The following is a 25,515-nucleotide window of genomic DNA, read 5'->3' as shown; positions in this document are numbered from 1 at the left end:
CATTGTTCACTTCAATTTCAACTGGCCCTAGTAGCCGCAACTGAACCATTGTGACCTCGAGTTCACGCCGCCGGTGGACGCACGGCAAACCGCCCTTTTCTCCTGGAAGACCACCGTTAGGAACACTGGGTTCCGTTTTCCTCTTCCGCTCTCACTATGTGGACACCGTCAGCGAATTGACAAGAAGTCAATAAAAAGCGCGGACCGTCGGCGGACTCCATGATCACGACGTGAGCGAATCATGAGCCGGGCCACGGATCATCACTTTCGCACCGGCGCAGTGGCATTCCCCAGCGGCTGCCCCGGGCCGCCTCTCCGGTCTCCACAACCCGCATCGGGGACCGGAGGGGCCTGCTGTCCGCACCCCCCATGAAGGAGAACCATGTTCACCAAGAACATTGTCAAGAAGAGCCTTGCCACGGCGGCTCTGTGCGCGGCGCTGAGCGGCACGGCCGTGGCCTTCCCGGCGACGGCCTCGGCCACGCCGGTCGCCGCCGCCGCGGCGGCGGGCGAGTCGCCCGTCAGCGTCGGCGCCAACGCGAACCTCAACTTCAACGTCGACGTTCTCGGCATCGCCAACAAGATCGAGGCGTCGATCAAGACCGCCCAGAACCGCGAGGGCTTCGTCAAGAGCTTCATGGAGTCGGCGTTCTACGCGGCCGACGGCAAGTACAACGTCATGGTCCACAACCTGAGCCAGCCGTACGAGGACCACTTCAACGGCGTGAAGTCGTTCGGCACCGCCACCTATGACGGTGTCGTCTACGGCATCTGGGTGTTCGAGGACGGCGAGTTCACGAACCAGGGCGACGGCGGCTACATCAACTGGGCCTTCCGCGGCATCTGGGAGCGCCCCGACAACGGCGGCTACGTGAAGTTCTCCCGCGTCTCCTGACGCCTGGGTCGCACCACTGACCCCCCTCCCCTCATAACGGCCCGCCGGCCCCCGGCGGGCCGTTATGCATGACACCCACAACAACCCGAAAGAGGCCGACTTCCGCTAGGGCGGCGGTCTCTCACCGTACGGGTTACCGCGCCGCTACCGCCCTTTTCAGAGCGTCGCGGTGCTCCCAAGTCCACGGGGCGTCGCGAAGTTCATCAGGCAGCCCTGCAAGCCCTGCCGTGATGTGGTCCACGGCATCCGCGTAGCGAGCGAGACCCAGATTCGCCAGACCCATGTTCAGGCGGTTGAACTCGGGCGTGAGCCAGTAAGCCGTGTCCGGGGGCGGCAGTTCGGCGGCAGCGGCCGTCAGCCTCTCCGCGCTCTCGACCAAGCGGAGTGCGTCGTCCCGCTCCCCCGACTCCGCCATGCCCGCTGCCGCCTGGAGCATGTCCCCGAGACGCTGCGCGGGGTGCGCGCCCGGGGTGTACGCGGCGGCGGAGTACCAGCGGGCAACCCCGTGCGGCCGGCCCTGCTGACGTGCGATGTACCCCTTGAAGTTGAGCGCCTGCGCGGCCAGCGTGCCGTTGCCCACCTCGTCCGCCAGCTCCACCGCGTCGTTCAGCAGGTGCACTGCCTTGGCGTCCTGGCGTTCTTGAGCGAGCATCCATCCGCCGAACTGGAGGAACTCAGAGGCGACTTCCGCCAGTCGGTCGCGATGTGGCCCCCGGGCGCCCTTGAGCAGGTGGATCACTTCGTTCATCTGGGTCAGGGTGGCCGGAAGTACCGACTGGGGCCTGACCGTGTCGTCCAGCCGCCGGTACGCGGCAAGGATGCCGGCCAGGGCGTCCACGGTCCCCGCGTCCAGCCGGGAGGGGTTGGCCACGCTGCGGGTCATCCGAGAGCGCTCGTCAACGTCGAGCAGGGTTCCGGCCAGCGCTCCCCCGGTCTTGAGCAGTTCGTCAAGTGACCTGGCCAGCTTGGGCGACGGCTGCTGCTTCCCGTTCAGCACCCGGGACAGGTAGGCGGGGTCGTAGTTGATGGCACGCGCGGCGGCCTTTATCGAGTAACCGTTGTCATGCAGAGCACGGCGGGCAAGATCAGCGAAGTCGTCGTCACGCATCGCGCCTCATCACTCAGGGGTTGACCGAGTGACTTCCACTGTAGTCAACGCTGTTCAACTCCCGTGTGAGCTAGCGGTGTAGCGACCATGGGAGCCATGACAGAGCCCACGAAATACCCGACGGCACCGGCAGAACTGCCGTTATGGATGGACCTGGAGCCCGTGCCCGTGCCCGTGCCCGGCTGTGATGTGTGCGGCGCACTGGCCAGGGAGCGGGACGCCGCGCGGCGCGCCGGAGACGGCTCCAAGGTGAGCGACTGCAATGTAGAGATCCGGCGGCACCCACACGGCACAAAGGCGGCCCGGAGGTGATCACGTGGGCTGGTACCGGCCACCGCGTGGAAGACGAGTGGGCCCCCGACCGGACAAGCCCGGAGCGGGCAGACGTGCCCCGTCTGAGTCGACGGGCTCAGACTCTCGCTTCGGTCCGCCCTTGACTGGGGTACTGCCCAGGCAGTGAGGGGCGGACCGCTTCGGCCCCGGGAAGCCGAAGTGCCTCCAGCAGCCCCGTCCGGCGACGGCGAGCACCACAGTCGGACGGGGCGTCCTGCCGCAAGCTACCGCTCGAACACCACCGTCACCGGCGCATGGTCCGACCACCGCTGGTCATAGCTGGCCGCCCGCTCCACCGACGCCTTCACCGCGCGCACGGCGAGACCGGGGGTGGCCATGGCGTAGTCGATGCGCCAGCCCGCGTCGTTGTCGAAGGCGCGGCCCCGGTACGACCACCACGAGTACGGGCCCTCGGTGTCCGGGTACAGGCCGCGGACGACATCCACATAGCCGCCGCGGGCCTCGTCCAGGACGTCGGTCAGCCAGGCGCGCTCCTCCGGGAGGAAGCCGGACTTCTTCCGGTTGGCCTTCCAGTTCTTCAGGTCGGCCTCCTGGTGCGCGATGTTCCAGTCGCCGCACACCACCACCTCACGGCCGTCCGCCGCGGCCCGCTCGCGCAGCTCGACGAGGTACGGCAGGAACTCCGCCATGAAGCGTTCCTTCTCGTCCTGCCGCTCGGTGCCGACCTCACCGGAGGGCAGATAGAGGCTGGCGACGGTCACACCGGGCAGGTCCGCCTCGACATAGCGGCCGCTGGTGTCGAATTCCGCCGAGCCGAAGCCCACCTGGACACGGTCCGGCTCCCGCCGGGTGTAGAGCGAGACCCCGGCCCGTCCCTTGGCGGCCGCCGGCGCGTGCACGGTGTGCCAGCCCGCGGGCTCGCGCACCTCGTCCGGGAGCTGGGCGGTCTCGGCCCGTACCTCCTGCAGGCACAGCACATCCGCCGCGGTCCCCGCCAGCCACGGGACGAAGCCCTTCTTGGCCGCGGCGCGCAGCCCGTTCACATTCACAGAGGTCACGGTGAGCATCCGGGCACGATACCGACCCTCCGCACCTCATCGCGCCGGGCGTCCGCACCCGTACGATTTCTGGAATGGAGATACGTCCCGTCCGCTATGACCACCCCGACGCGGTCACGCTCGATGAGCTGGTCCAGCAGGAGTACGCCCGGCGCTACGGCGACGGTGACATGACCCCGCTGGACCCGGAGATGTTCACCCCTCCTCACGGTGCGTACCTGATCGCGTACGACGGCGGCCGCCCGCTGGCCACCGGCGGATGGCGGCGGCAGGAGGACGCGGCGGAGGGGTACGCGGTCGGCGACGCCGAGATCAAGCGGATGTTCGTGGTCCCGGAGGCGCGCGGACGGGGGCTGGCCCGGCGGATCCTGGCCGCCCTGGAAGCGGACGCTCGGGCCGCGGGGCGCTCCCGCATGGTGCTGGAGACCGGGATCAAGCAGCCCGAGGCGCTGGAGCTTTATGCCTCGTGCGGCTACGTACTCGTCGAGAAGTTCGGTCTGTACCGGACGTATGACGACAGCCGGTGCATGGCGAAGCCGCTGGTGGCGGAGGGCTGAGCCAGCCGGCCCGCCCGCTCGGCCCGCGCGCGGGCGGGCTCCCGGCCCCATCGGCCCGGCCCTGGCCCGGCCCCCGCCCCATCGCTGCCCCGGCCCGAATTTATTGACAGGCGTCCGGGCCGCTCCCCATACTCATTCCACTAATCAACTAGCTAAAGGGGGGATCCGGGTGAGCGACCCGAGCCCATGGGCCATCGAGGCCGAAGGACTGGGGAAGCAGTACGGTCGCGGCTGGGCGCTGCGGGACTGCTCCTTCCGGCTCCCCGCGGGCCACATCTGCGCCCTCGTCGGCCCCAACGGCGCCGGCAAGAGCACGTTCCTGGGCACCGCGACCCGGCTGGTGCAGCCGACCACCGGCACGCTGAAGCTGTTCGGTGTCCCGGTCTCCGACCCGGCCGTCCTGTCCCGGGTCTCCTTCCTCGCCCAGGACAAGCCCCTCTACCCCCGCTTCACGGTGGCCGAGACGCTGCGGCTGGGCCGTGAGCTCAACCCCCGCTGGGACCAGGAGCTGGCCGAGCGGATCGTCCGCTCCGGCAAGGTCCCGCTCAGCGCCCGCATCGGCACCCTCTCGGGCGGCCAGCGCACCCGCGTCGCCTTCGCCCTCGCCTTCGGCAAGCGGCCCGAGCTGCTGCTGCTCGACGAGCCGATGTCCGACCTCGATCCGCTCGCCCGGCACGAGATGTCGGGGCTGCTGATGGCCGAGGCCGCCGAACACGGCACGACCGTCCTGATGTCGTCCCACATGCTCTCCGAGATGGAGGTCATGTGTGACTACCTCCTCGTCCTCGCCGAGGGCAGGCTGCGGATGGCCGGCCAGACCGATGACCTGATCCCCGCGCACCTGCTGGTGACGGGCGTCGCCGAGGGGGACGACGGGGTGCCCGAGGAGCTGCGGCGGCAGCACACCGTGGTCGAATCCCGGGTCACCGGGCGGCAGTTCAGCGCCCTGATCCGGAGCGGCGGCCCGCTCTCCGACAGCTGGGAGGTGCTGTCGCCGAGCATGGAGGAGGTCCTGCTGGCCTATCTGCGCTCGCCCGACGCCCCCACCCTGATCGCGGACGAGTCCCGCGTCGACGGACCGCGAGGGGCCGCGGCATGAGCACCACCAGCACATCCGGCCTCACCGGTGCCACGGACCCCACGGACGGGGCGAGCGGCCTCCCCCATACGGCCACCGGCCGCCGCGGCCTGCTGCACGGCCTGCCCTGGCTGGTCTGCCGCCGGCACCGCACCTTCCTGCGCCTCGCCCTGCTGGTCACCGTCGTGGGATGCGCGACCTTCGCCTACCAGCGCATCGGCGTGATGGACTTCCTGCACACCCGGGGAACCACCCCCGCCCCCGACGGGCGGCTGGCCAACGACTTCCAGAACGCCTACGGCAGCGTGTTCCTCAGCGGCAGTCAGCTGCTGGACTACCTGCCCGTCCTCATCGGCATCTTCGTCGGCGCACCGCTGATCGCCGGCGAGCAGGAGCACGGCACCATCAAGCTGGTCACCACCCAGTCGGTGAGCCGCGGCCGCTGGATCACCGCCACCCTCGCCCTGCCGCTGGCCGTCGCGGTGCTGTGCACCACCCTGCTGTCGGCCGTCTTCACCTGGCTGTGGACGCCGGCGCACAAACTGGCCATGGGCAGCGACTGGCTGGCGGGCGGCCCCTTCGACAGCACCGGCCCCGTCCCCGTCGCCAGGACCCTGTTCCTGACCGCCTGCGGGATCGCCATCGGCATGCTGATCAAGCGGGTCGTACCGGCCATCGCGGCCACCGCCGTCTTCACCGTGGTCACCGGCGTGCTCTGGGCCGAGCAGGTACGCCCCCGGCTCGGCGCCCTGCGCAGCGTCACCTACCCGTACGCATCCGACGACGGCCCCCGCCTGCCGGTCGACGCCGTACGGGTGGACGACTGGGTGTCCACCGCGGACGGCACGCTCTACGGCTTCGGCACCTGCGTCAACGGCGACGCCGAGGCCTGCCGGGCCAAGCTGGGCATCGTCAACCGGGTGACCCAGTACTTCGACTACGGGCAGATGGCCGGGATGCAGTGGCGGGGCGCGGGGATTCTGCTGGCGCTGACCGTCGTGGTGCTGGCGTTCGTCGTCTGGCGGGCACACCGGCGGCCACTCTGAACGGCCAGCCGCGCGACGGCCGATACGGGCGGCCGGCCGCGGGAGAATTCCGTACGGGGCACGTGCCGGGCGGCGCTTTGACACCCGGCACGGCCGGCCTGATCATCAAGCGGTCGGACAGCCCGGCCCCGGTGCCCCACAGGACGGCACGGGCGGAAGAAGCAGAGAGGTGGTGAGCGTCGTCGAGTTCCGGATCGACCGTCGCAGCGGTGTCGCCACCTACCTCCAGATCGTCCAACAGGTCCAGCAGGCACTGCGGTTGGGTGTGCTGGTGGAGGGCGACCGGCTGCCGACCGCCGCACAGGTGGCCGCCACGACCAAGGTCAACCCCAATACGACCCTCAAGGCCTACCGCGAGCTGGAGCGCGAGGGCCTGGTCGAACCGCGCCCCGGCCTCGGCACCTTCGTCAGCCGGACACTCGCCCGCCCCCAGTCCGCCGCGGACACCCTGCTCCGCGAGGAGCTCCGCTCCTGGACGGACCGGGCCCGCGCGGAGGGACTGGCCCGGGAGGACGTCCAGGCGCTGATGAACTCCGTACTGCAGGACCGGTATCCGGACGGCTGATTCGGACGGCTGAGCCTGACGGCTGCTCGGGACAGCTGATCCGGACGGTTGAGCCGGGCCGCTGAGCCGGACGGTCGAGCCCGGCGGTCGCCCCGGGCGGGAGCGGCGGCGCCACGCCCCGGCGCTCCCGCCCCGCCCCTTCTCTCCTCACCCCTTCTCTCCCCGCTTGACCCTCACGCAACGTCAGGCCGCACGCTGAAGGAACGGCACGGCCCCGGCCACCGGTGGCCTCACCACCACCGGAAGACGGCGGGCCGGCCGGACACCACGGGACGAAAGGCGCTGCGATGAGTTACTCGGTCGGGCAGGTCTCCGGCTTCGCGGGGATCACGGTGCGGACCCTGCACCACTACGACAAGGCCGGCCTGCTCTCCCCCAGTGACCGCAGCCCCGCCGGCTACCGCCTCTACAGCGATACCGACCTCGCCCGGCTGCAGCAGATCCTCTTCTACCGGGAACTCGGCTTCCCCCTCGACGAGATCGCCACCATCCTGGAGGACCCGCAGGCCAACGCCCTGGACCACCTCCGCGCCCGGCACCGCCTCCTCAACGACCAGATCACCAAGCTGCAACGGCTGGTCGAGGTCGCCGAACACGCCATGGAGGTCCAGCAGACCGGTGTGGAGCTGACCCCCGAGGAGCGGTTCGAGGTCTTCGGCGAGGTGGCCTTCGACCTCACCTACGCCACCCAGGCCCATCTCAAGTGGCAGCACCACGAGGGCCATCAGCGCTCGATGGCACGGGCCGCCGCACACTCCAAGGAGGACTGGGCGAAGATCATGGCCGAGTCCGCCGACTGGCGCGTACGGCTCCTCGCCGCCTTCGACGCCGGCGAGCCGGCGGACGGCACACCCGCCATGGACCTCGCGGAGGAGCACCGGCAGCACGTGGCCCGCTGGTTCACCCCGTGCCCCACCGACATGCACGGCCGGATCGCCGACGACTTCGCCACCGATCCCCGCGCCTTCGCCCTGGTCGTACCCCCCACCGAACAACGCCCCGGCCTCGCCCCGTACCTCCGCACCGCCGTACACGCCAACGCGGTACGCCAGTCACCGCCGCACGGGGGCTGAGCGCCGTACTGGGGATGAGTGCCGCACGGGGCTGAGCGCCGCACAAGGGACGAGCGCCGTACGAGAGCTAAGCGCCGTACGAGGGATGAGCGCCGCACGCACTTCCCGGCGGCCCCCGGTCGCCCCGCCTGACGCCCGGATACCCGTCGGCCGCATCTCCCACCGCCTCCCCGGCCCGGCCCACCTCACACGAGGAACGACCGCGGCACCCCATTCCCACCGCCTCCGCCACCTCCCCCACACCCACTGCATCCGCCCCATACGCCCCACCCCCTGCATTCGCCACGTCTGCCGCCTCGCCATGCCCGTATGCCTGCCATGCCCTCGTCCTGCCCGTATGCCTGCCACGCCCGCATCCCCGCCTCCCCGCACGGCCGCACGGCCGCAAAGCCGCATGCCCGCCGCAGCACGCAGAACGCAGAACGCAGCACACAGAGCGCAAGCACACACCACCCACCACCCACCACACCCCACCCACCACACTCCCCAGACCCGAAGAAGGCCGAGGCCGACCACCCATGACGCACATCCTGATCACGGCCGCCGGATCCCACGGCGACATCGCCCCGTACACCGGTGTGGGCGCCCGGCTCCGCGCAGCCGGCCATGAGGTCGCCCTCGCCACCCACGACAGCTACGCCCCGCTCGTACGGGCCGCCGGCCTGGAGTTCCGCCGGCTGCCGGCCGACCCCCGCACCCGTCGCGCCGACCCCGAGGACGCCACCGAGCAGGCCCGGCGGCCCCCGGCCCCCGGCGGCACCCGCGCCCTCATGCGCCAGGCCGCCGCCTTCGTCAAGGAACTGGGCGGCGGTATCGCCGACGCCGCCCGCGACGACACCGACCTGCTCCTGCTCTCCGCCACCACCGCACCGCTCGGCCACCACCTCGCCGAGGCGAGAGGCATCCCGTCCCTGGAGCTGCCCCTCGTGCCCGCCGCCCCCACCGGCGACTTCGCCCCGGTCGTCAGCGGCGGCCGCTCACTGGGCCGCTGGGGCAACCGCGCCGCCGGCCGGCTCTCCCTCCGCGTCATCGACCGCCTCTACGCCGACGCGGCCCGCGAGATGCGCGCCCGCCTCGGGCTGCCGGCCGCCACACCCCGTACGGTCCGCCGCCGCGCCGAGGCCGCCGGCCGGCCGGTCCTGTACGGCTTCAGCGAGGTCCTGGTGCCCCGCCCCTCCGACTGGCGCACCGGCCTCGACGTCGTGGGGAACTGGTGGCCCTGGCATGCGCCGGACGACCGACTCCCGCCCGTCGTCGAGGACTTCCTGGCCGCGGGCCCGCCCCCGGTCTTCATCGGCTTCGGCAGCATGGCGGGCGGCGAGGGCGAACGCCTGAGTGCTCTCGCGGCAGCCGCCCTGCGCCGCGCCAAGGTCCGCGGCATCCTCCAGTCCGGCTGGGCCGGTCTGACCACCCGGCACACCTCCGCGGACGACGACCTCCTCACCATCGGCGAGGTGCCGCACGCGCTCCTCTTCCCCCGGATGTCCGCGGTGGTGCACCACTGCGGCGCCGGCACCGCCGCCGCGGGGGTGCGCGCCGGAGTCCCCACCGTCCCGGTCCCGGTCACCGCCGACCAGCCCTTCTGGGCCGCCCGCCTGGCCGCCCTGGGCGTCGCCACCGCCCCGATCCCCTTCAAGGACCTGTCCACGGACCACGCCGTCGCCCGCCTGGCCCACGCCATTACCCAGGCCACCGCCGCCCCCGCCCGCCGCGACCACGCCACCGCCGCCGCCCACCGTCTCGCCACCGAGGACGGCGCCGGCGAGGTCCTCAAGGCGGCCGAGCGCCTGCTTGCCTGAGCCGGCCCCTTCACCGCCCCAGCCCCGTCACCGCCCCAGCCCCGACCCCGGCACCGGCCCCGGCACCGGCTCCGCGAACACCGCCCGGCCGCCGACCCCAAGCCCGTCACCCCACCGGCCGCACGGGCCGCCGGGTCCCGTCCGGCGGGCGGTCCGCCACCCGTTCGGCGGGCCGGTGCCCCGCCCCGGGATGCGACCACCGGCCACAGGGCGTGGGCTCGCAACTATGACCACGTTCCGCAAAAGCACCCCGCTGCGCAGAATGCTGCTGCTCGCCATAGCCCCGACGGCCATGGGCTGCGTCCTCACCCTGGCGGCCTCCGAGGTGGCCGTCGCCGCCCCGGCCGGCACCTGGAGCCACCCCACGAAGGCCCGCCACCGCATCAGCTCGCCCTACGGCGTCCGCGGCACCTGGCAGGCCGGTCACCACACGGGCATCGACCTCGCCGTCCGCCCCGGGACCAAGGTCAGGTCCGTGGGCTCCGGCACCGTGGTCCTCGCCAAACGGTCGGGCGCCTACGGAAAGGCCGTGACGATCCGCATGAACGACGGCCGCTACACCCTCTTCGGCCACCTCTCCCGCATCACGGTCCGCCCCGGCCAGAAGGTCCGCGCCCGTACCCGCCTCGGCTACAGCGGCGCCACCGGCCGCGCCACCGGCCCCCACCTCCACTTCGAGGTACGCACCGGCCGCCACTACGGCACGGACATCAACCCCCTCACCTACCTGGCCAAACACGGCATCCGCCTCACCCCCCGCACCTCCGCCGCACCACGCCACCGCCACCACCACCGCCCCAAGCACCACCACCACAGGCACCACCACCGGCACCATCACTAGCCCATCCGCCGGCAGCCTCCACCGGCGACAAGCCCCTGCCTCATCCCCTTGAGTCCCCCTCAGCCTGAGCCCCCGGGTCCTTCTTCCGGCTCCAACAGGCCTCTAACGCCGAAATCCCGCCCGTTCGAAAAGACCGTGCGGGATTTCGTGAATCACGTGGTGTTCACAGGTGGGGGTGAGCCGGCATTGCGCACGACGCTGCACGCGGCAGGATGCGCCACCGCGCAGGTGAAGGGGATAGGTACGGCGTGAAGCCGGCACTGACCACGAGCCGGCCCGTGCGGGGCGCTCGTGAACTGTTGCTACTGGTGGCTTCCTACCCGGAACAGGTGACATGACCGACGGTCACTGCGGAGCTCTGGCGGACGAAGGGCGAGGGGGCAACCGGGCTCCTGATGTGTCCGGGAGCTGAGGGAAGTTCAGTCGGCCCTGGAGTCGGCAGGGGTCCAACTCCAGAGCAACGGCCTCTTTCCACAGAAGCCCTGACTTGCCGGTACCGTTTTCGGCACACGACAGTGGCGAGGGGGGACCTGTGGCATCCCAAGTGGTGTCTTACAAGCTCGATTCGGACACAGTGGTCCAGTTCGAAATCGAGCCAACGGACGAATGGCATCAGGTCGGCACCGACCAAGTCGTGGGCCGAGTACACGATGCCGTGCGTCCGGCCGTGGAGGCCGCACGGGCCGTTCTGGATCAGGCCGCGAACCTGTGCCCGGCAGAAGTCGAAGTGTCCTTCGGCATCAAGGTGAACGGTTCGGCAAACTGGTTGATCGCCAAGGCTGCCACCGAAGCCAACTTCGGGGTCAAGCTCATATGGCGACCTGGCACCGAGCAGGACGGGGGCGAGGGCGGAGGCAGGGGATGAACGCCGCGCCGCGGAACGGCCCCCGCCCCAGTGCAGACAGCTGGGTAACGGCCATTCACCAGTCCGAACGTGATCGAAAGCCCCTCGGTTCGGGGTTCCTGATCGACGCCCATCGGGTGCTCACCTGTGCTCACGTCATCCACTCCATTCAGGAGCGGCAATGTGAACTGTGGGTGGCATTTCCGAAGGCCGAGGAGCTGATGCACCATCGAATCAAGGTGCGCGACGTCGTAACGCCCGCCCCGGAGTGCCTCGACGAACAAGATGTGGCTGTTCTGGTCCTCGAGGAGCCGGTCTCCGAAGAGTTCGCTGCGCGGTTGCGCCGACCGCGGGGCAGTGACCTGATCGGCAGTCAATGGTGGTCCTTCGGCTTCCCCGACGGCGTGCTGGGGAACTCCTCGGACGGCTCGGTCGGCGAGGCGATCGGCTACGGCTGGATTCGGCTGGACACCGAGTCACGCTACCCGGTCCGGCCCGGATACAGCGGCGCTGCGCTCTGGTCGGCCGACTACCAGGCCGTCGTCGGAATGGTGGGGCAGGCGCAGGGAAGCAGCGGTGATGCACGCGCCCTCACGATGCGGGCAATCGACCTGTGCATGCGCGAGGAAAAGCTGCGCCTGCTCACCGACTGGTCCGTCGAAGCCGCCGGCGATGCCGCGCTGTCGGCATGGGGCTGGACCCTTGCCGAAGATCCCGAGTCCGGACGGCATTGGTGCCCCCGTGCCCGGGGCGTCAGCACGGACGCTGAGCGCGGTTTCCGATTCCGCGGACGAACAGCGGCGCTGAACGAAGTCGTTGCCTGGATCACCGGCGAGGCCGGTGATCGCCGTCAGGTCTTGCTTGTCACCGGCTCCCCCGGCGTTGGAAAGTCGGCAGTGCTGGGGCGCATCGTCACCACCGCCGATCGAGGAATCGCGGCAGCTCTGCCGCCCGAGGACGACGCGATACGCGCGCCGGAGGGATCGGTGGCGTGTGCGGTGCACGCCAGAGGCAAGACGGCATTGGAAGTTGCCCAGGAGATCGCCAGCGCCGCATCCTCCCCCCTCCCCGACCATGTGGACGACCTGCCCGCCATGCTGCGTAGCGTGCTGGCCGAGGACCCACGGCACGGATTCGCCGTCGTGATCGACGCTCTGGACGAGGCCACCACGCCCGAGCAAGCACGGATGATCATGCGGAACATCGCGATCGCAATCGCGGAGACCTGCGCTGACCTGGGTGTGCGGGTGGTGGTGGGGAGCCGACGTGGGGACGATGCCGGCGACCTTCTGACCTCCTTCCGCAGCGCACTCGAGCTGGTGGACCTGGACACACCCGCGTTTTTTGCGCAGGAGGACCTGGCCGCCTACACACTCGCAACCCTGCAGTTGCTCGGCGACGAACGCCCGGACAGCCCGTATGCCGACCGGTGCACGGCAGCCCCAGTGGCTGAACGGATCGCCGCCATGGCTGAGGGGAACTTTCTGATCGCCGGGTTGGTTGCACGCTCCCACGGCATGCACGACCGACATGCGGTTGCCCTGGAGAGCATCTCCTTCACGCCGACTGTGAACGCCGCGTTACGGGACTACCTCGCCCTTCTGCCAACCGTGGACGGCGTCCCCGCCGTCGATGTGCTCACCGCCCTGGCATACGCGGAGTCCCCCGGACTGACCCTCGATTTGTGGCTCGCCGCTGTCAAGGCCGTAACCGGCCGGGCTCCCAGTGCCAATGGATTGCGGGCTTTCGCCCGTTCATCAGCGGCCAACTTTCTCATTGAATCGAGCGACACCGCCGCCTCGTCAGGTGCTTTCCGCCTGTTTCATCAGGCACTGAACGACTCACTCCTCGGCGGCCGCGCTGCCGTCGGTGCGATCACAATCGACGAGCGTTCCATCGCTCACGCGTTCATGCGTCTGGGCGCCAACGGATGGCAAGAGGCACCCAGTTACCTGCTGCGCTCTCTGCCGCACCACGCCGACCGTGGTGGCGTCATCGATGACCTGCTCAGCGACAATCTGTACCCCCTCCATGCCGATCTGCGCCGCTTGATTCCCAAATCGAAGGCAGCAACCTCGCACGCAGCACGCTCCCGTGCCCGCCTGCTGCGAAAGACCCCGCAGGCCCTGGACGCGGCACCGGCGAACCGAGTCGCCCTTTTCAGTGTCACGGAGGCACGTGAGCACTTGGGCACCACTTACCACGAGCGCGTGCTGCCCGCTCCGTATCGGGCCATCTGGGCAGCCGGGTCACCTCATGCGGAGGAGATTGTCCTCGAAGGCCACACCGACTGGATCAACACCATGGGCGCGGTCCAGGTGGGCGACCACACTCTCCTCGCCACCGCGAGCAACGACCACACCATCCGCCTTTGGAACCCGGACACCGGCGACGCCACACGGACCCTCGAAGGCCACACCGGCCCGATCAGGGCAGTGTGTGTGGTCCAGGTGGGCCACCGCACCCTCCTCGCCACCGCCGGCAACGACCGGACGGTCCGCCTCTGGGACGCCGAAACCGGCCGCACCACACGGACCCTCGAAGGCCACACCGACTGGATCAACACCATGTGCACGGTCGAGATGGGCGACCGCACCCTCCTCGCCACCGCGAGCAACGACCACACCATCCGCCTCTGGGACCCCGAGACCGGCCACACCCTGCGCGCCCTCGAAGGCCACACCGACCCGGTCAGGGCCATGTGTGCGGTCCAGGTGGGCCACCGCACCCTCCTCGCCACCGCCGGCAACGACAACACCGTCCGCCTCCGGGACATTGAGACCGGCCACACCCTGCACAGCCTCGAAGGCCACAGCGCCTGGATCAACGCCGTCTGCACCGTCCAAGTGGGCGACCGCACCCTCCTCGCCACCGCCGGCATCGACAACACCGTCCGCCTCTGGGACCCCAACACCGGCCACACGGCACACACCCTCGAAGGCCACACCGACTGGATCAACGCCGTCTGCACGGTCCAAGTGGGCGACCGCACCCTCCTCGCCACCGCGAGCAACGACAACACCGTCCGCCTCTGGGACCCCAACACCGGCCACACGGCACACACCCTCGAAGGCCACACCGACTGGATCAGGACCGCATGCGCAGTGCCGGTCGGCGACCGCACCCTCCTCGCCACCGCGAGCAACGACAACACCGTCCGCCTCTGGGACCCCAACACCGGCCACACTCCACGCACCCTCGAAGGCCACACCGACTGGATCAGGACCGCATGCGCAGTGCCGGTCGGCGACCGCACCCTCCTCGCCACCGCCGGCAGCGATCGAAAGGTCCGCCTCTGGAGCTCCGACACCGGCGATGTCCTGCGCACCTTCGAAGGCCACACCGACTGGATCAGGACCGCATGCGCAGTGCCGGTCGGCGACCGCACCCTCCTCGCCACCGCCGGCGACGACCGCACCGTCCGCCTCTGGGACCCCGACACCGGCCACACCCTGCGCACCCTCGAAGGCCACACCGACTGGATCAACACCGTCTGCACGGTCCAGGTGCGCGACCGCACCCTCCTGGCCACCGCGAGCAACGACCGAAAGGTCCGCCTCTGGGACCCTGAGACCGGCCACACCCTGCGCATACTCGAAGGCCACGATGAAGCGGTACTCACTCTGAGCGCAGTGCCGATGGGCGACCGCACCCTCCTCGCCACCGCCGGCGACGACCGAAAGGTCCGTCTCTGGGACCCCGAGACCGGCCACACCCTGCGCATACTCGAAGGCCACGATGAAGCGGTACTCACTCTGAGCGCAGTGCCGATGGGCGACCGCACCCTCCTCGCCACCGCCGGCATCGACCGCACCGTCCGCCTCTGGGACCCCGACACCGGCCACACCCTGCGCACCCTCGAAGGCCACACCGGCACGGTCAGGGCCTCGTGCGCGGTCCAAGTGGGCGACCGCACCCTCCTCGCCACAGCCGGGGATGACCGCATGATTCGGCTATGGGACCCTCACACACCGCACGCCGCACTGGTGATACCGGTCCGCTCACCCGCCTTGTCCATCGCCAATTTCGACGAGTTCGTCGTTCTCGGTCTCACCGACGGGGTCCTGGCCCTGATCATCGGATAGCCGACGGCCCGCAGGTGCGCCCCGGGAGGCTTCACGATCGAGGGCCCCCGGGCATGCTCCCCGTCGGGCCGACAATGCCCGTTGTCAGGAGAAGCACCCGCTGAGCAGCTCCGAACCGAAACAGGGAGGCTAATGTAGAAGGGTGGTGTAAGGAGCGTGGGCTTGCGCAAGTCTCAAAGGCATCGGCACTGTTGGCGTGACGTGCCGCGGGAGCCTTGGGCCCTCGGTGGCAGAGCTGGCTGCATCGAACGAGAGCGGGGAACGGTCGACTCCCATGGCCGATGAATTCGACGGAATGTACGACACGTTCAAGGCGATACTTGAGACGTTCCCCCCCACGGAGTCGGTCAAAAGGCTGGAGCAGCTCGGCATCAGCACCGACATCATCCAGCGGATCCGCGACCGGCACGAGCAGCAAACCATCCGCATCAAGGAGCTCGAGGAACCGCATGCGGTGATCCTGGGCAATCGCGATACCTGGTACACCGGCCCGCAGGCCAAGGACAAATTCTGGCCTGCGATCATGGACCTGCTCCAGAAGGATGGCTGGCCGCAGAAGCCGGCGATCGATAGCCTCGATGAATCCTCCACTCGGATCGTCTCACTGCTGAATCACCCGCGGGAGAAGGCGTTCTCCACCCGAGGTCTTGTGGTCGGACACGTGCAGTCCGGCAAGACGACCAACTTCACTTCGGTCATGGCCAAGGCCGCCGACCGCGGCTACAAGCTGTTCATCGTCCTCGCCGGCATCCACAACGGCCTCCGACGCCAGACCCAGGCACGACTGATTCAGCAGCTGGTGGAGCCAAACCCCACGATGTGGTCCCAGCTGACCGGTCTCGACAAGGACTTCACCCCGCAGGAGAACCCGGCTTCCTACTTCGGGAAGAGCAACAAGACCCATGTGGTCTGCGTGGTGAAGAAGAACGCCACCGTGCTGCGCAAACTGGCCCGTTGGCTCGACAAGGCGTCCGCTTACCTCCAGGACTGCCCTGCGTTGATCATCGACGATGAGGCCGACCAGGCCACGGTGGCGACGAAGTCGATCAATCCGCTGATCCTCAACATCATGGGCTGCCTGCCGAAGTGCGGATACGTTGGCTACACAGCCTCGCCCTTCGCCAACCTGCTGATCGATCCGACCGCCGAGGACCTGTACCCCAAGGACTTCGTGGTCAACTTGCCCAAGCCCCAAGGTCACTTCGGTACTGAGGTTCTCTTCGGTCGCTATGCGCTCGACGGCGAGGACCCGGAACAGGTCGATGACGGGCACGACATGATCCGGTCGATCCCTGAGGGCGACGTGGCGTGTGTGCGCCCCGAGTCGAAGGCGGACGTCGACGGTTTCGAGCCCATCGTTGCCGACACGCTGCGCGAAGCCGTCGAGTATTTCTGGCTGGTCACAGCCGCCCGACGCGTGCGCGGCACGGGCAATCCGCACAACACGATGCTCATTCACACCAGCGTCAACACCTCCGTCCACAACAGCTTCAAGACGCCACTGAAGAATCTTCGCGACCGGTCCGAGAAAGCCCTTACCGACCCTGACTTCTTGGCCCACTTGCGCAACCTGTGGGAGCGGGAGACCAGCCAGGTCGCGGCCGAGGGCTTCGGCGAGAAAAAGGTGCCGTTCGAGCAACTGCTGTCCGAACTGCCCGGGGTCCTCGGCAGCTGCCGCGTCATCATGGACAACTCCAGCAGCGAGGACCGACTGGACTACGCAAACGGTCCCGTGGTAGCGATCGCCGTGGGCGGCAACACCCTTTCCCGTGGGCTGACGCTCGAGGGTCTGTCGGTCAGCTACTTCGTCCGTTCCGTCTCGGCGTACGACACACTCCTGCAGATGGGTCGCTGGTTCGGCTTCAGGCACGGCTATGCCGACCTTCCCCGAATCTGGATGACCGACGAGCTGGCGGAGTGGTTCCGGCACCTGGCCACAGTCGAGACCGAGATGCGCCGGGACATCGACGTCTACATGACAGAGGACGAGAACCCGCGCACCTTCGCCGTGCGCCTACGCACGCACCCCGCCCTCCGCGTGACCTCGGCCGCCAAGATGCGGGACTCCGTCACAGCGGCCTCGTCCTACGGCGGCAAACGGGTGCAGACCCACTACTTCCACACCAATGCCGAATGGCTGGGGGGGAACCTCGAAGCTGCACGTACCCTCACGTCCGCGGCGTCGGCGCACGCGGTCCGTGTGGAGAACCGGTCGGCGGAGGGCCGGTACGTCTTCCGCGATGTGCCGAGTGACCTGGTGATCGACTTCCTGTCGACCTATCGGTTCCACGAGAAGTCCCCCGAGAACGATGCCGATCTGCTCACCGGCTACATCCGGAAGCGAATCTCCACGGCAGGCTCCCTGCGTCGGTGGAACGTCGCGATCGTCGGCAATTCCGTGGGTGCGGAGGAGAACAACCTCACCTTCGCCCGTGGCGTCACCGTCGGGCGTATCACCCGTGCCCGCATCGCCGTCACCAACCCTGCCCCGGACTTCGCCGACATCAAGACGCTGATGAGCCGTCGTGATGCCGCCATTGACCTGGCCGGGAACACGGCCCAGCTGTCCGAGAAGGCCATCATGGATCTGCGCCGGGAGCAGCTCCCGGACAAGGGCCTTCTGATCCTGTACCCGATCGACAAGCTGTCCGCACCGAGCCCGTCGAAGAAGCTGCGTGAACCCTTGAACGCGGAGGAGCACGTTATCGGCGTCGGTCTGGTCTTTCCCGAGCCCAGGGGAACGGACAGCACCGTGCAGAAGTACATCTCCGCCGACCTGTCCAACGTCCGGATCGAGGACGAGGACTACAGCCTTCTCGACAGCGAGGAGGTATGACCGACAGCGAGCTACGCGGCCTCATCGATGAGCACTGGACCGCACTCGAGGCCGAGCAGAGCACGGGGGAACGCCGCCTGCGGGTCGCAGACCTGCCGATCGTCACCAAGAGCGGGCCTCTGGCGGTGGCTGTCGACCACAACGGGTACCGCCACGTCTTGGTGCCTATCCCTGTGCACCGGAAGGTCCGTACCGGCATGGACGGCCCGGTGCTCCGACTGCGAAAGCAAGCCCTGGAGGACGAGGACACGTACCAGACCTACGCCGACCTCGCCTGTCTGCAGCGCGACCTCGAGGATCTGTTCACGGAGCTTTGTGCGGACGTGCTGGGTGCGGCCGAGGGCCTGCCCGGGAACCCCGTCAAAGCGTTATACAGCGTGCTCGACCGTTGGAGGGCGCTGTTCCGCACGGAGGGGAGGCCACTCAGCGCCGAGCAACTCGCCAGCCTCTTCGGCGAATTGTTGGTGCTCCACCAGTTCCTCGAAAGGGACTCGAGTGCACACCGGCTCTGGCGTGGCCCCGAGGGGTACCGTCACGACTTCTGGGCAGCAACCACCGCGATCGAGGTGAAGTCGACCACCGACCACAGGAGCCGCAGACCGCGGATCCACGGTCTCGACCAGCTTGAAGCCCCGGAGGGCGGAACGCTCTGCCTGGCCTGGTTCCGCCTACGACGCACCGCAGCGGACGGCGCCGGTACCGGATTCGTGAAGTCCGTCGAGCGGGCACTTCGGCTGTGCGACGACGAGAGTGTGCTCCTCGGCATGCTCGCCGCAGCCGGGTATCACCCTTCCGACGCCGACCGCTACCGGGACGTGCGCTTCCTGGTCACCGAGGAGAGGTGGCACCAGGTAGATACCGACTTCCCCGGGCTGACGGGCCAGGCCCTCGCCGCAGCGGGAGTGCCGGTCTCGGCCCTGGATGTCGAGTACACCATCGACCTGTCCGATGCCCCATCTGCTCCCCTGAGCCCCGGGCAGGTGGCCCAGGTGATCGATGCGATGATCCAGGAGTCCGCGTGAATGAGCCCCGCTGGTTCTCCCAGCCCTATCCGCCGGAGGGCGCAAGCGCCGCCGAGGGCATCCGCAATCAGCTCGGTCGCCCAGAGCTCGACCTGCTCACCATCCTGGTGCGCGAATCCGCCCAGAACAGCTGGGATGCCCGGTCCCTGCCGTCCTCCACCCCGGTGGACTACCGCATCGACCTGTGGACAGTCGGCCCTGCCCACGTCGGCGTCTGGCGCGACCTCCTGCTCAAGGGCACGCCGCTCAGCTCAGAGCACTTCCCGCTGCGCGAGACCCTCCGACGGGAAACGGTACGGGTCTTGGCCGTCTCCGACCGCGGCACCAGAGGTCTCGGAGGTCCCACCCGCGCCGACAACGCGGTGGGCAGCAATCGTGACTTCGTCTCCTTCATCCGCAACATCGGCGAACCACGCGAGACGGCGCTGGGAGGCGGCACCTACGGCTTCGGCAAGGGCATCTTCTATCTGCTGTCCAAGCCTGGGACGATCCTGGTGCATTCCCGCTGCCGCAATGATCAGGGATACCTCGAGACCCGACTCATCGGTTGCACCCTCTTGAAGAGCTATGTGGCCGCCGAGGCGGATGGGGGCCGCCGCTACACCGGCCGGCACTGGTGGGGCGACACCTCGGGAGACGTTGTCGAGCCACTCGTCGGGCAGGAAGCGGCGGTCACGGCTCACCGTCTCGGTCTCCGGCCCTTTGGCCCCGAGGAAACCGGGACCAGCATCGTCGTCATCGATCCCAGCCTGGACGAACTACAGCCGGCCGAGTCCGCCGACTACCTGGCCGAGACCATCGCCTGGCACCTCTGGCCAAAGATGATATCCGCCGGCGACAATCCGGCCGCGATGCGGTTCACCGTCACCTGCGACGGCCTCGATCACCCCGTGCCCGAACCACGGGAGACCCGCCCGCTCAACATGTTCGTCGCCGCCTACGAGGCGATGATCGGTCCGGACGGAAGTGAACTCGAGTGCAAGCATCCCAAGCGGTATCTCGGCCGTCTCGGACTGGTGCAACGGATCATGCCGCCCCTGGAACCCACCCACGCCTCCCGCATGCTGGGCATTGAGAACCTTGTACATCACGTCTGTTTGATGCGGCCCGCCGAACTCGTTGTCACATACCGGCCTGGGCCGAAGCCCCCGAGCGAGAACCAGGGCTACGCCGGGGTGTTTCGAGCCGACGCGTCCATGGACGAGATCTATGCGAAGGCCGAGTCGCCCACCCACGACACCTGGAACCCTCACTCACTCGAAAAGCCCGAAAGCACCTTTGTGCAGACCACGTTCCGCCGCATCAGCGAGGCCTTGGACCGGCTGCTCTCCCTCGGCGGCACCGCCCGCCCCGGAGCCAGCCATGTCGCATTGGGAGCCGCGAGTTCGCTCTTCTCCGGTCTCGTGGGCGGGGCTTGGGGAATCGGTGGGGCCACCGCTTACTCGAAGCCGGGCAGCACTGCCACCGGGCAGACGCGCGCATCGAAGCTCGAGGACGAGCAGGAGTTCACGGCGGGTGCGACCTCGGGCCGTCCCGCACCTGTGTCGGTCCCGCCCGGTGCGGAGGCGTTCGGCGGCAGGGGATCGGTCACCTCAGGCCACACCGACACTGCCGGAAGGTCTCCCCTTGGCGCTCATGGGAACGGCGCCGTCAGCACGAGTCGCTCTCGCCCCCGGGTGCACTACGTCGGTGATCCCTACTACGAGGACCGCAGCGACATCTGCGTGCTTGTCCAAGAGTTCAGGCTGCCTGCGCCCGGCCCCCAGCGGGTCCGCATCGACCTGGCCGTCACACTCCCGGGTTCTGGCGGGCCGGAGACGGATCCACCGCTCGGTGCGAGCATGCCCACCCTGATCGGCTGGGAGGACAGCGACGGACGCCTGAACACCGCCGAGACCTGCGAGATCGACGGCAGCGAGTCGATCTGGCGGGCTCTGGTGCTCCCGGCCCCGGACACGATGACCGAGATCGGCATCAGGGTAGAGGCGGTGACGGCCTCGTGAGTCGGCGCGCTCTCCCCTACCGGGCCCCTTCCGAGGATGTCATCGACGTCGACACGTGGATCCTGGTGACCGAGGACGGTGAGGTCACCATGCCCGACGCGCTACCCGACTGGGACTACCAGATGGACCTGCACCTGCGCAGGACCGTCCGGATCGACGTGGATCGGGCGCGCTCGCAATCGGGGCTCCCGGCCGATGCCGCGCTCGCACTCGCCGCCGTATGGACGGCCACCGGCTCCAATCTCAGTGGGCCGGCCTCTCATGTGCGGTTAACCGGCAGTGGAACGAGCACGGTGGAACTTGATATCCAGCTCCGTGGCTCGGACCTGGGTGGGCTGCTCCTCCTGGACACCGCCCTCGTTCTGGCCGAACGCCGTGACAGCACCAGCCCCTCCGCGCCCCGTCGGGCCGGCTCCGTACTGTGGAGCGACAGGGAGTCGCTGCGTTTGCAGGGCGACGCGCCGCAGTTCCCGCTCGCCGTGATCGACTTCGCTCGGACGTCCTTCCCCGACGATGCAGCCTGGCACCTGCAGATCAGCGGCGGTCTCGAAAGCGCCACCATGGGCTCCCTGCTGCTGTTGGTCAACGAGCGGAACACGTGTACCTCCACAGCATTCGAGAGGGCGGGCAGGCCGCGTCCTGTCGACCGAGTCGTCCTGTCCGCGGTCTACGCGGATGCCGCCCGCACCTTGATGGAGCATGCGCTCAGCCTCGACGACTTCGTCGACGACGCCCAATTTCCTGACGGCTCCTTGGGCGCGACACTGATGAGCCTGTTCGACCGACTGCTCCCAGGTCGGTCGATCACCGACGTCCGTCTGCGCCAACGACAGAACCCCAGCCTTTTCGCCTCAGATCTCCAGGCAGCCGTCAAGATTTTCGAGGTGCCGTGATGAGCTTCCTCTACCCCCGGCTACTTGCCGAACAGGCAAAGCCCCTCTACGAGGAGTACCAGCGCCTGACGGTCGCCGAGCTGACCAGCCGGGTCTCCACCTCCCACGATTCGGCCGTATATGTTGCCACCGGCGGCGATCGAGTCTCCGAGGGTCAACTCCGGGAGTTGCGTGCCGTCGTCATCGACCTCGCCAAGGACTCCGGTTTTCCCGACGACTCGAACCGCGCGCGCAAAGCGGAATTCGACCTCCGGCTTGCCGCCCTGCTGCACTCCGAGACGGGCATGGTGCCTGCTGAGGCCGCTTCCCGGGATGTCTGGGCCTTCCTCTCGCTGGTTCTGCTCCCGGATGTCGCCTACTGGCGCTACCCTCAGCCGCCCAAGGAGCGTGTACTTGGGAAAGACCTGACCCGACACGTGTTCGGCCGTTTGTGGTGGCGGGCCCAACTCGTCCACTCCTCCGAGGCCTTGGAGCCGTACGGTGCTCTCAGAATCCTCGGAGAAGCTGCCTTCGATCAGATCTACGCACGCCGCGCCGCGCTCGGCGGGAGCCCTCACCTGGTCCGGGCCATCCTCCGCGTCTGGAACGATCTCGACGTGCGCGGCCTCAACGAGCGCGAAATGCTCCGTGACTTCCTCAAGCGGCTGCTGCGGCTCGCCCCGTTCGTTCTCTTCGACGGCATAGAAGCTGGCACTCTCGACGATGAGCTACGTGCGGTCGTCCAAGAGACCGTGCGCGCTCAAAGCCTTACGTTCAAGTCCTCGACCGGCTGCACTTCGCAAACCAGACCGGATGCGCCCCGAAGCGACATTCCCCGTGAGCAATCCGAGAGCGCGTCGCCGGAGAGACAGCCGAAAATGCCCCGGCCCCGCCCGGCGGCGTTGGTCGAGCGCCGTCGATTCAGGTCACTCGAGATCTGTGCCGGAGCCGGCGCGCAGGCCCTCGGACTCGAACGCGCTGGCTTCGACCCGGTGCTGGTCATCGACAGCAAGTCCGATGCCTGCTCGACCATTCGCCTGAACCGACCCGGCTGGGAGGTGCTCTGCCTGGACATCACGCGTTTCGCCCCGCACGCACACTCGGAAGTACTGGGTGTCGATCTCATCAGCGGTGGGCTCCCCAGGGTCAAGGCCACGGCCACAGTCGGTCGAGCGGAGGACGCAGAGGAACGCAGGATCCTCAAAGCGGCGATCAGGTTGATGAGCGCTGTCAGGCCGAAGGCCCTACTGCTGGAGAACGTCCCGGACCTGTTCGAGAGCCCGGACTTCAGCGATGACCGCTCGTGGATCGAAGCAGAGCTCCGACATGCCGGCTACCACCCGAATTGGAAGGTCCTCAACGCCGCAGACTTCGGCGTTCCACAGAATCGCAGAAGCAGCTTCCTGGTCGCCCTGGAAGATCCGCATCAAGCCGCCTTCTCCTGGCCGGAGCCGGACAAACTGCCCCCTCCGACCGTCGGCCAAGTGCTCGGCGCTTCCATGTCTGCTCACGGCTGGCCGGGAGCAGAACGCTGGATCAAGGGTGCTGATCGCATCGCCCCGGCGCTCGTCGGAGGCTCCGACCGGCGGGGTGGGGCCGATCTCGGCCCCACCGGGAGCAAGAAGGCATGGGCCTCGCTCGGCGTGAACGGAAGCAGCCTCGGCAACGAACTTCCTGAAGCGGACTTGCCCGAGGACCACCACCCCAAACTGACCGTCGACCAGGCCGCGATGATCCAGTCGATCCCTGAGGACTGGCAATTCTTCGGCGGCAAGACGTCCAGGTATCGCCAAATCGGTCATGCGATGCCCCCTCCCCTGGCCGCTGCGGTCGGACATGCCGTGGCAGCCGCACTACAAAGCTAAGATCGCCCTATGCACACGCCCCGCCCTTTCGCCCCCGAGCCCGTCACAGTCGTTGATCTTTTCTCCGGCTGCGGCGGCTTCACCCAGGGGTTCCATGAGTTTCGCCCTGACGGGGCGAAAGGGACGGGCCCGGTCTTCCACAGCATCGCGGCAGTCGAACACGACGCCAGCGCGGCCGCCACGTATGCCGCGAACTTCGGCAGCGGCCGATGGGACAAGACCGTTCCGCCCGCTCGCATCCATTTCGGCGACATCGAGAAGTGGCAGCCGACAGAGGATGCGCTACATGCGGACGTGGTGGTCGGAGGCCCTCCCTGCCAGGGCTTCTCGGCCCTGAACCGGGCTCAGAAAGGCACTGAGCGCAACCGTCTGTGGGAGGACTACGTCCGGATTGTCGCCGAGATCCGTCCCAAGGTCTTCGTCATCGAGAACGTCGACCGCTTCCTCAAATCGGACGAGTTCCAGAACCTGCTGAGCCAGGTCTATGAAGAAGACGGCTTGCTGTCCGAGTATCGCCTTGTCGATCCTCCTGGCCACAAACCGACTGACACCAACGCGCAGAAGAACAGCCGCTACCTTCTCAATGCTGCCGACTATGGCGCGCTCCAGGCCCGCCGGCGCACCATCGTCATAGGCGTGCGCCGCGATCTCGACAACGGCCGCACGATGACGTATCCGGTCGCCACGCACACCCGCCGCCGGAAGGGCGGCATCAGCACCTCGGCTCAGCCTCTCGACGGCGTCGGCCTGAGCCCCTCCCACTGGCGCGGTGTCGACAGCGTCTTCGAGGAGTCCTCCCAGATCCCGATCCAGGGCACCGAACTGCCGGATCGCAAGGAGCACATCCCCGAGGTCGACAACATCGCCCCCGGAATTTTCACCACACGTGACCTCCACTTCGGCCGTAACCCGGAGGTGTTGTCGAGGGCTCGGTACAAGGCCATCCCTGAGCAGGGGAACCGAAAGGACCTGCGCGGCAAGTGGTACACCGTGGATGAACAGGGCGAGATTCAGATCTTCGTTACTCCGGACCCGCCGGGCGTCAGGACATCAGTGAAGTACCTCTCGACCGAGAGCTGGGACAATCACAACACCGGCACCGGTGATGTCATGGGACGGCTCCGCTTGGGCGAGCCATCGGTCACCATCCGAACCGAGTTCTTCAAGCCGGAGAAGGGCCGCTACCTCCACCCGACCGAGCCTCGACCGATCACCCACTATGAGGCCGCCCGCATCCAGGGCTTCCCGCTGCCCTTCCGCTGGTGTGGCTCGAAAACCGATATCGCTCGCCAGATCGGCAACGCCGTACCCATCCCACTGGGCACAGCAATCGCCTCGGCAATCCACGCCTACCTTCGCGGCTGATTCGACAGCCGCCTGGGACTTCATGGCCTTGATCGCTGATGGTACGACCGCTCGCTGCCGAGTCGCATGAACGTCGCAGCCGCCTTCCCTCGGCTGAGGGCTTCAGGATCTCCGCCGGCTGGAGCCGTTCGTTCGGAGAGAACGCCCTTCGGCGACTCGAGGACCTCTCCAGCAGACTGGTCACCGCGCCCGTCCGCTTGTGTTCGCCAAGCGGCTGCTGCATGCGCGAGGGCAAACCACCCGCGGCCCTCGACCACCAATCCACTTAGGCCAGTTGCTCAAGTCGAGTGCGGATTCCCTCAACCCTCT

General features: G+C 68.3%; 19 protein-coding genes. 17 read left to right on the top strand and 2 right to left on the bottom strand.

Annotated features, from left to right (window positions below):
* The first annotated feature begins 382 nt into the window (after positions 1-382).
* A complete protein-coding gene (locus STRNI_RS25070) occupies positions 383-895 on the top strand; it encodes a stress protein (protein WP_148591883.1) in 513 nt (170 codons plus the stop codon).
* Between the two features lie 133 nt (positions 896-1,028).
* Here the strand turns inward: STRNI_RS25070 and STRNI_RS25065 are convergent, their stop codons facing one another.
* Positions 1,029-2,003, bottom strand: coding sequence for a helix-turn-helix domain-containing protein (locus STRNI_RS25065; protein ID WP_109890349.1), 975 nt, complete (start codon positions 2,001-2,003; stop codon positions 1,029-1,031).
* A 96-nt stretch (positions 2,004-2,099) separates the two neighbouring features.
* On the opposite strand from STRNI_RS25065, the gene STRNI_RS25060 reads away from it, so the two are divergent.
* Entirely contained in the window at positions 2,100-2,315 is a 216-nt protein-coding gene (locus STRNI_RS25060; RefSeq protein ID WP_277412044.1) for a hypothetical protein, read from the top strand.
* A 245-nt stretch (positions 2,316-2,560) separates the two neighbouring features.
* Here STRNI_RS25060 and STRNI_RS25055 read toward each other — a convergent pair whose 3' ends face one another.
* Positions 2,561-3,364: an exodeoxyribonuclease III gene (locus tag STRNI_RS25055; protein WP_018091122.1), complete on the bottom strand. Its 804-nt coding sequence runs from the start codon at positions 3,362-3,364 to the stop codon at positions 2,561-2,563.
* 65 nt (positions 3,365-3,429) lie between these two features.
* Here STRNI_RS25055 and STRNI_RS25050 point away from each other — a divergent pair, with 65 nt between their 5' ends.
* From STRNI_RS25050 to STRNI_RS24975, 15 genes are all read left to right on the top strand, one after another.
* Complete coding sequence (locus tag STRNI_RS25050; protein ID WP_159487970.1) at positions 3,430-3,912, top strand: GNAT family N-acetyltransferase; 483 nt, start codon at positions 3,430-3,432, stop codon at positions 3,910-3,912.
* 169 nt (positions 3,913-4,081) lie between these two features.
* Positions 4,082-5,011, top strand: coding sequence for an ABC transporter ATP-binding protein (locus STRNI_RS25045; protein ID WP_093636618.1), 930 nt, complete (start codon positions 4,082-4,084; stop codon positions 5,009-5,011).
* A complete protein-coding gene (locus tag STRNI_RS25040; RefSeq protein ID WP_159487968.1) occupies positions 5,008-6,036 on the top strand; it encodes an ABC transporter permease in 1,029 nt (342 codons plus the stop codon). Before STRNI_RS25045 ends, STRNI_RS25040 begins: the two co-directional genes overlap by 4 nt.
* Positions 6,037-6,205: 169 nt before the next feature.
* Positions 6,206-6,601, top strand: a complete 396-nt coding sequence (locus tag STRNI_RS25035) for a GntR family transcriptional regulator (protein ID WP_274736213.1) — start codon at positions 6,206-6,208, stop codon at positions 6,599-6,601.
* A 287-nt stretch (positions 6,602-6,888) separates the two neighbouring features.
* Positions 6,889-7,674, top strand: a complete 786-nt coding sequence (locus STRNI_RS25030) for a MerR family transcriptional regulator (protein WP_109890355.1) — start codon at positions 6,889-6,891, stop codon at positions 7,672-7,674.
* 518 nt (positions 7,675-8,192) lie between these two features.
* Complete coding sequence (locus STRNI_RS25025; RefSeq protein ID WP_277412043.1) at positions 8,193-9,473, top strand: glycosyltransferase; 1,281 nt, start codon at positions 8,193-8,195, stop codon at positions 9,471-9,473.
* 226 nt (positions 9,474-9,699) lie between these two features.
* A complete protein-coding gene (locus STRNI_RS25020; protein WP_277412042.1) occupies positions 9,700-10,314 on the top strand; it encodes a M23 family metallopeptidase in 615 nt (204 codons plus the stop codon).
* 532 nt (positions 10,315-10,846) lie between these two features.
* Positions 10,847-11,179 carry a CU044_2847 family protein gene (locus STRNI_RS25015; RefSeq protein ID WP_174876384.1) on the top strand — a complete coding sequence of 111 codons (333 nt, stop codon included), beginning with the start codon at positions 10,847-10,849 and terminating at the stop codon, positions 11,177-11,179.
* Positions 11,128-15,243 (top strand): trypsin-like peptidase domain-containing protein, encoded by a 4,116-nt coding sequence (locus tag STRNI_RS25010; RefSeq protein ID WP_338149781.1) that lies wholly within the window; start codon positions 11,128-11,130, stop codon positions 15,241-15,243. The genes STRNI_RS25015 and STRNI_RS25010 overlap by 52 nt, the downstream gene beginning before the upstream one ends.
* Positions 15,244-15,517: 274 nt before the next feature.
* Positions 15,518-18,079, top strand: coding sequence for a Z1 domain-containing protein (locus tag STRNI_RS25005; protein ID WP_159487960.1), 2,562 nt, complete (start codon positions 15,518-15,520; stop codon positions 18,077-18,079).
* The gene (locus tag STRNI_RS25000; RefSeq protein WP_159487958.1) at positions 18,076-19,101 is read left to right on the top strand and encodes a PD-(D/E)XK motif protein; all 1,026 of its coding nucleotides are present in this window, start codon (positions 18,076-18,078) and stop codon (positions 19,099-19,101) included. The genes STRNI_RS25005 and STRNI_RS25000 overlap by 4 nt, the downstream gene beginning before the upstream one ends.
* 164 nt (positions 19,102-19,265) lie before the next feature.
* Positions 19,266-21,104, top strand: coding sequence for a hypothetical protein (locus STRNI_RS24995; protein ID WP_277412040.1), 1,839 nt, complete (start codon positions 19,266-19,268; stop codon positions 21,102-21,104).
* Entirely contained in the window at positions 21,101-21,997 is an 897-nt protein-coding gene (locus STRNI_RS24990) for a hypothetical protein (protein WP_218041844.1), read from the top strand. Before STRNI_RS24995 ends, STRNI_RS24990 begins: the two co-directional genes overlap by 4 nt.
* Entirely contained in the window at positions 21,997-23,841 is a 1,845-nt protein-coding gene (locus STRNI_RS41405) for a DNA cytosine methyltransferase (RefSeq protein WP_338149780.1), read from the top strand. The genes STRNI_RS24990 and STRNI_RS41405 overlap by 1 nt, the downstream gene beginning before the upstream one ends.
* Positions 23,842-23,850: 9 nt before the next feature.
* The gene (locus STRNI_RS24975; protein WP_159487954.1) at positions 23,851-25,206 is read left to right on the top strand and encodes a DNA cytosine methyltransferase; all 1,356 of its coding nucleotides are present in this window, start codon (positions 23,851-23,853) and stop codon (positions 25,204-25,206) included.
* Positions 25,207-25,515 lie beyond the last annotated feature (309 nt).

Origin of the sequence: Streptomyces nigrescens (genome assembly GCF_027626975.1) — a bacterium.
Taxonomy (GTDB): domain Bacteria; phylum Actinomycetota; class Actinomycetes; order Streptomycetales; family Streptomycetaceae; genus Streptomyces; species Streptomyces nigrescens.
The sequence above is the reverse complement of the archived record's forward strand: the minus strand, read 5'-3'. Positions and strand labels throughout refer to the sequence as shown.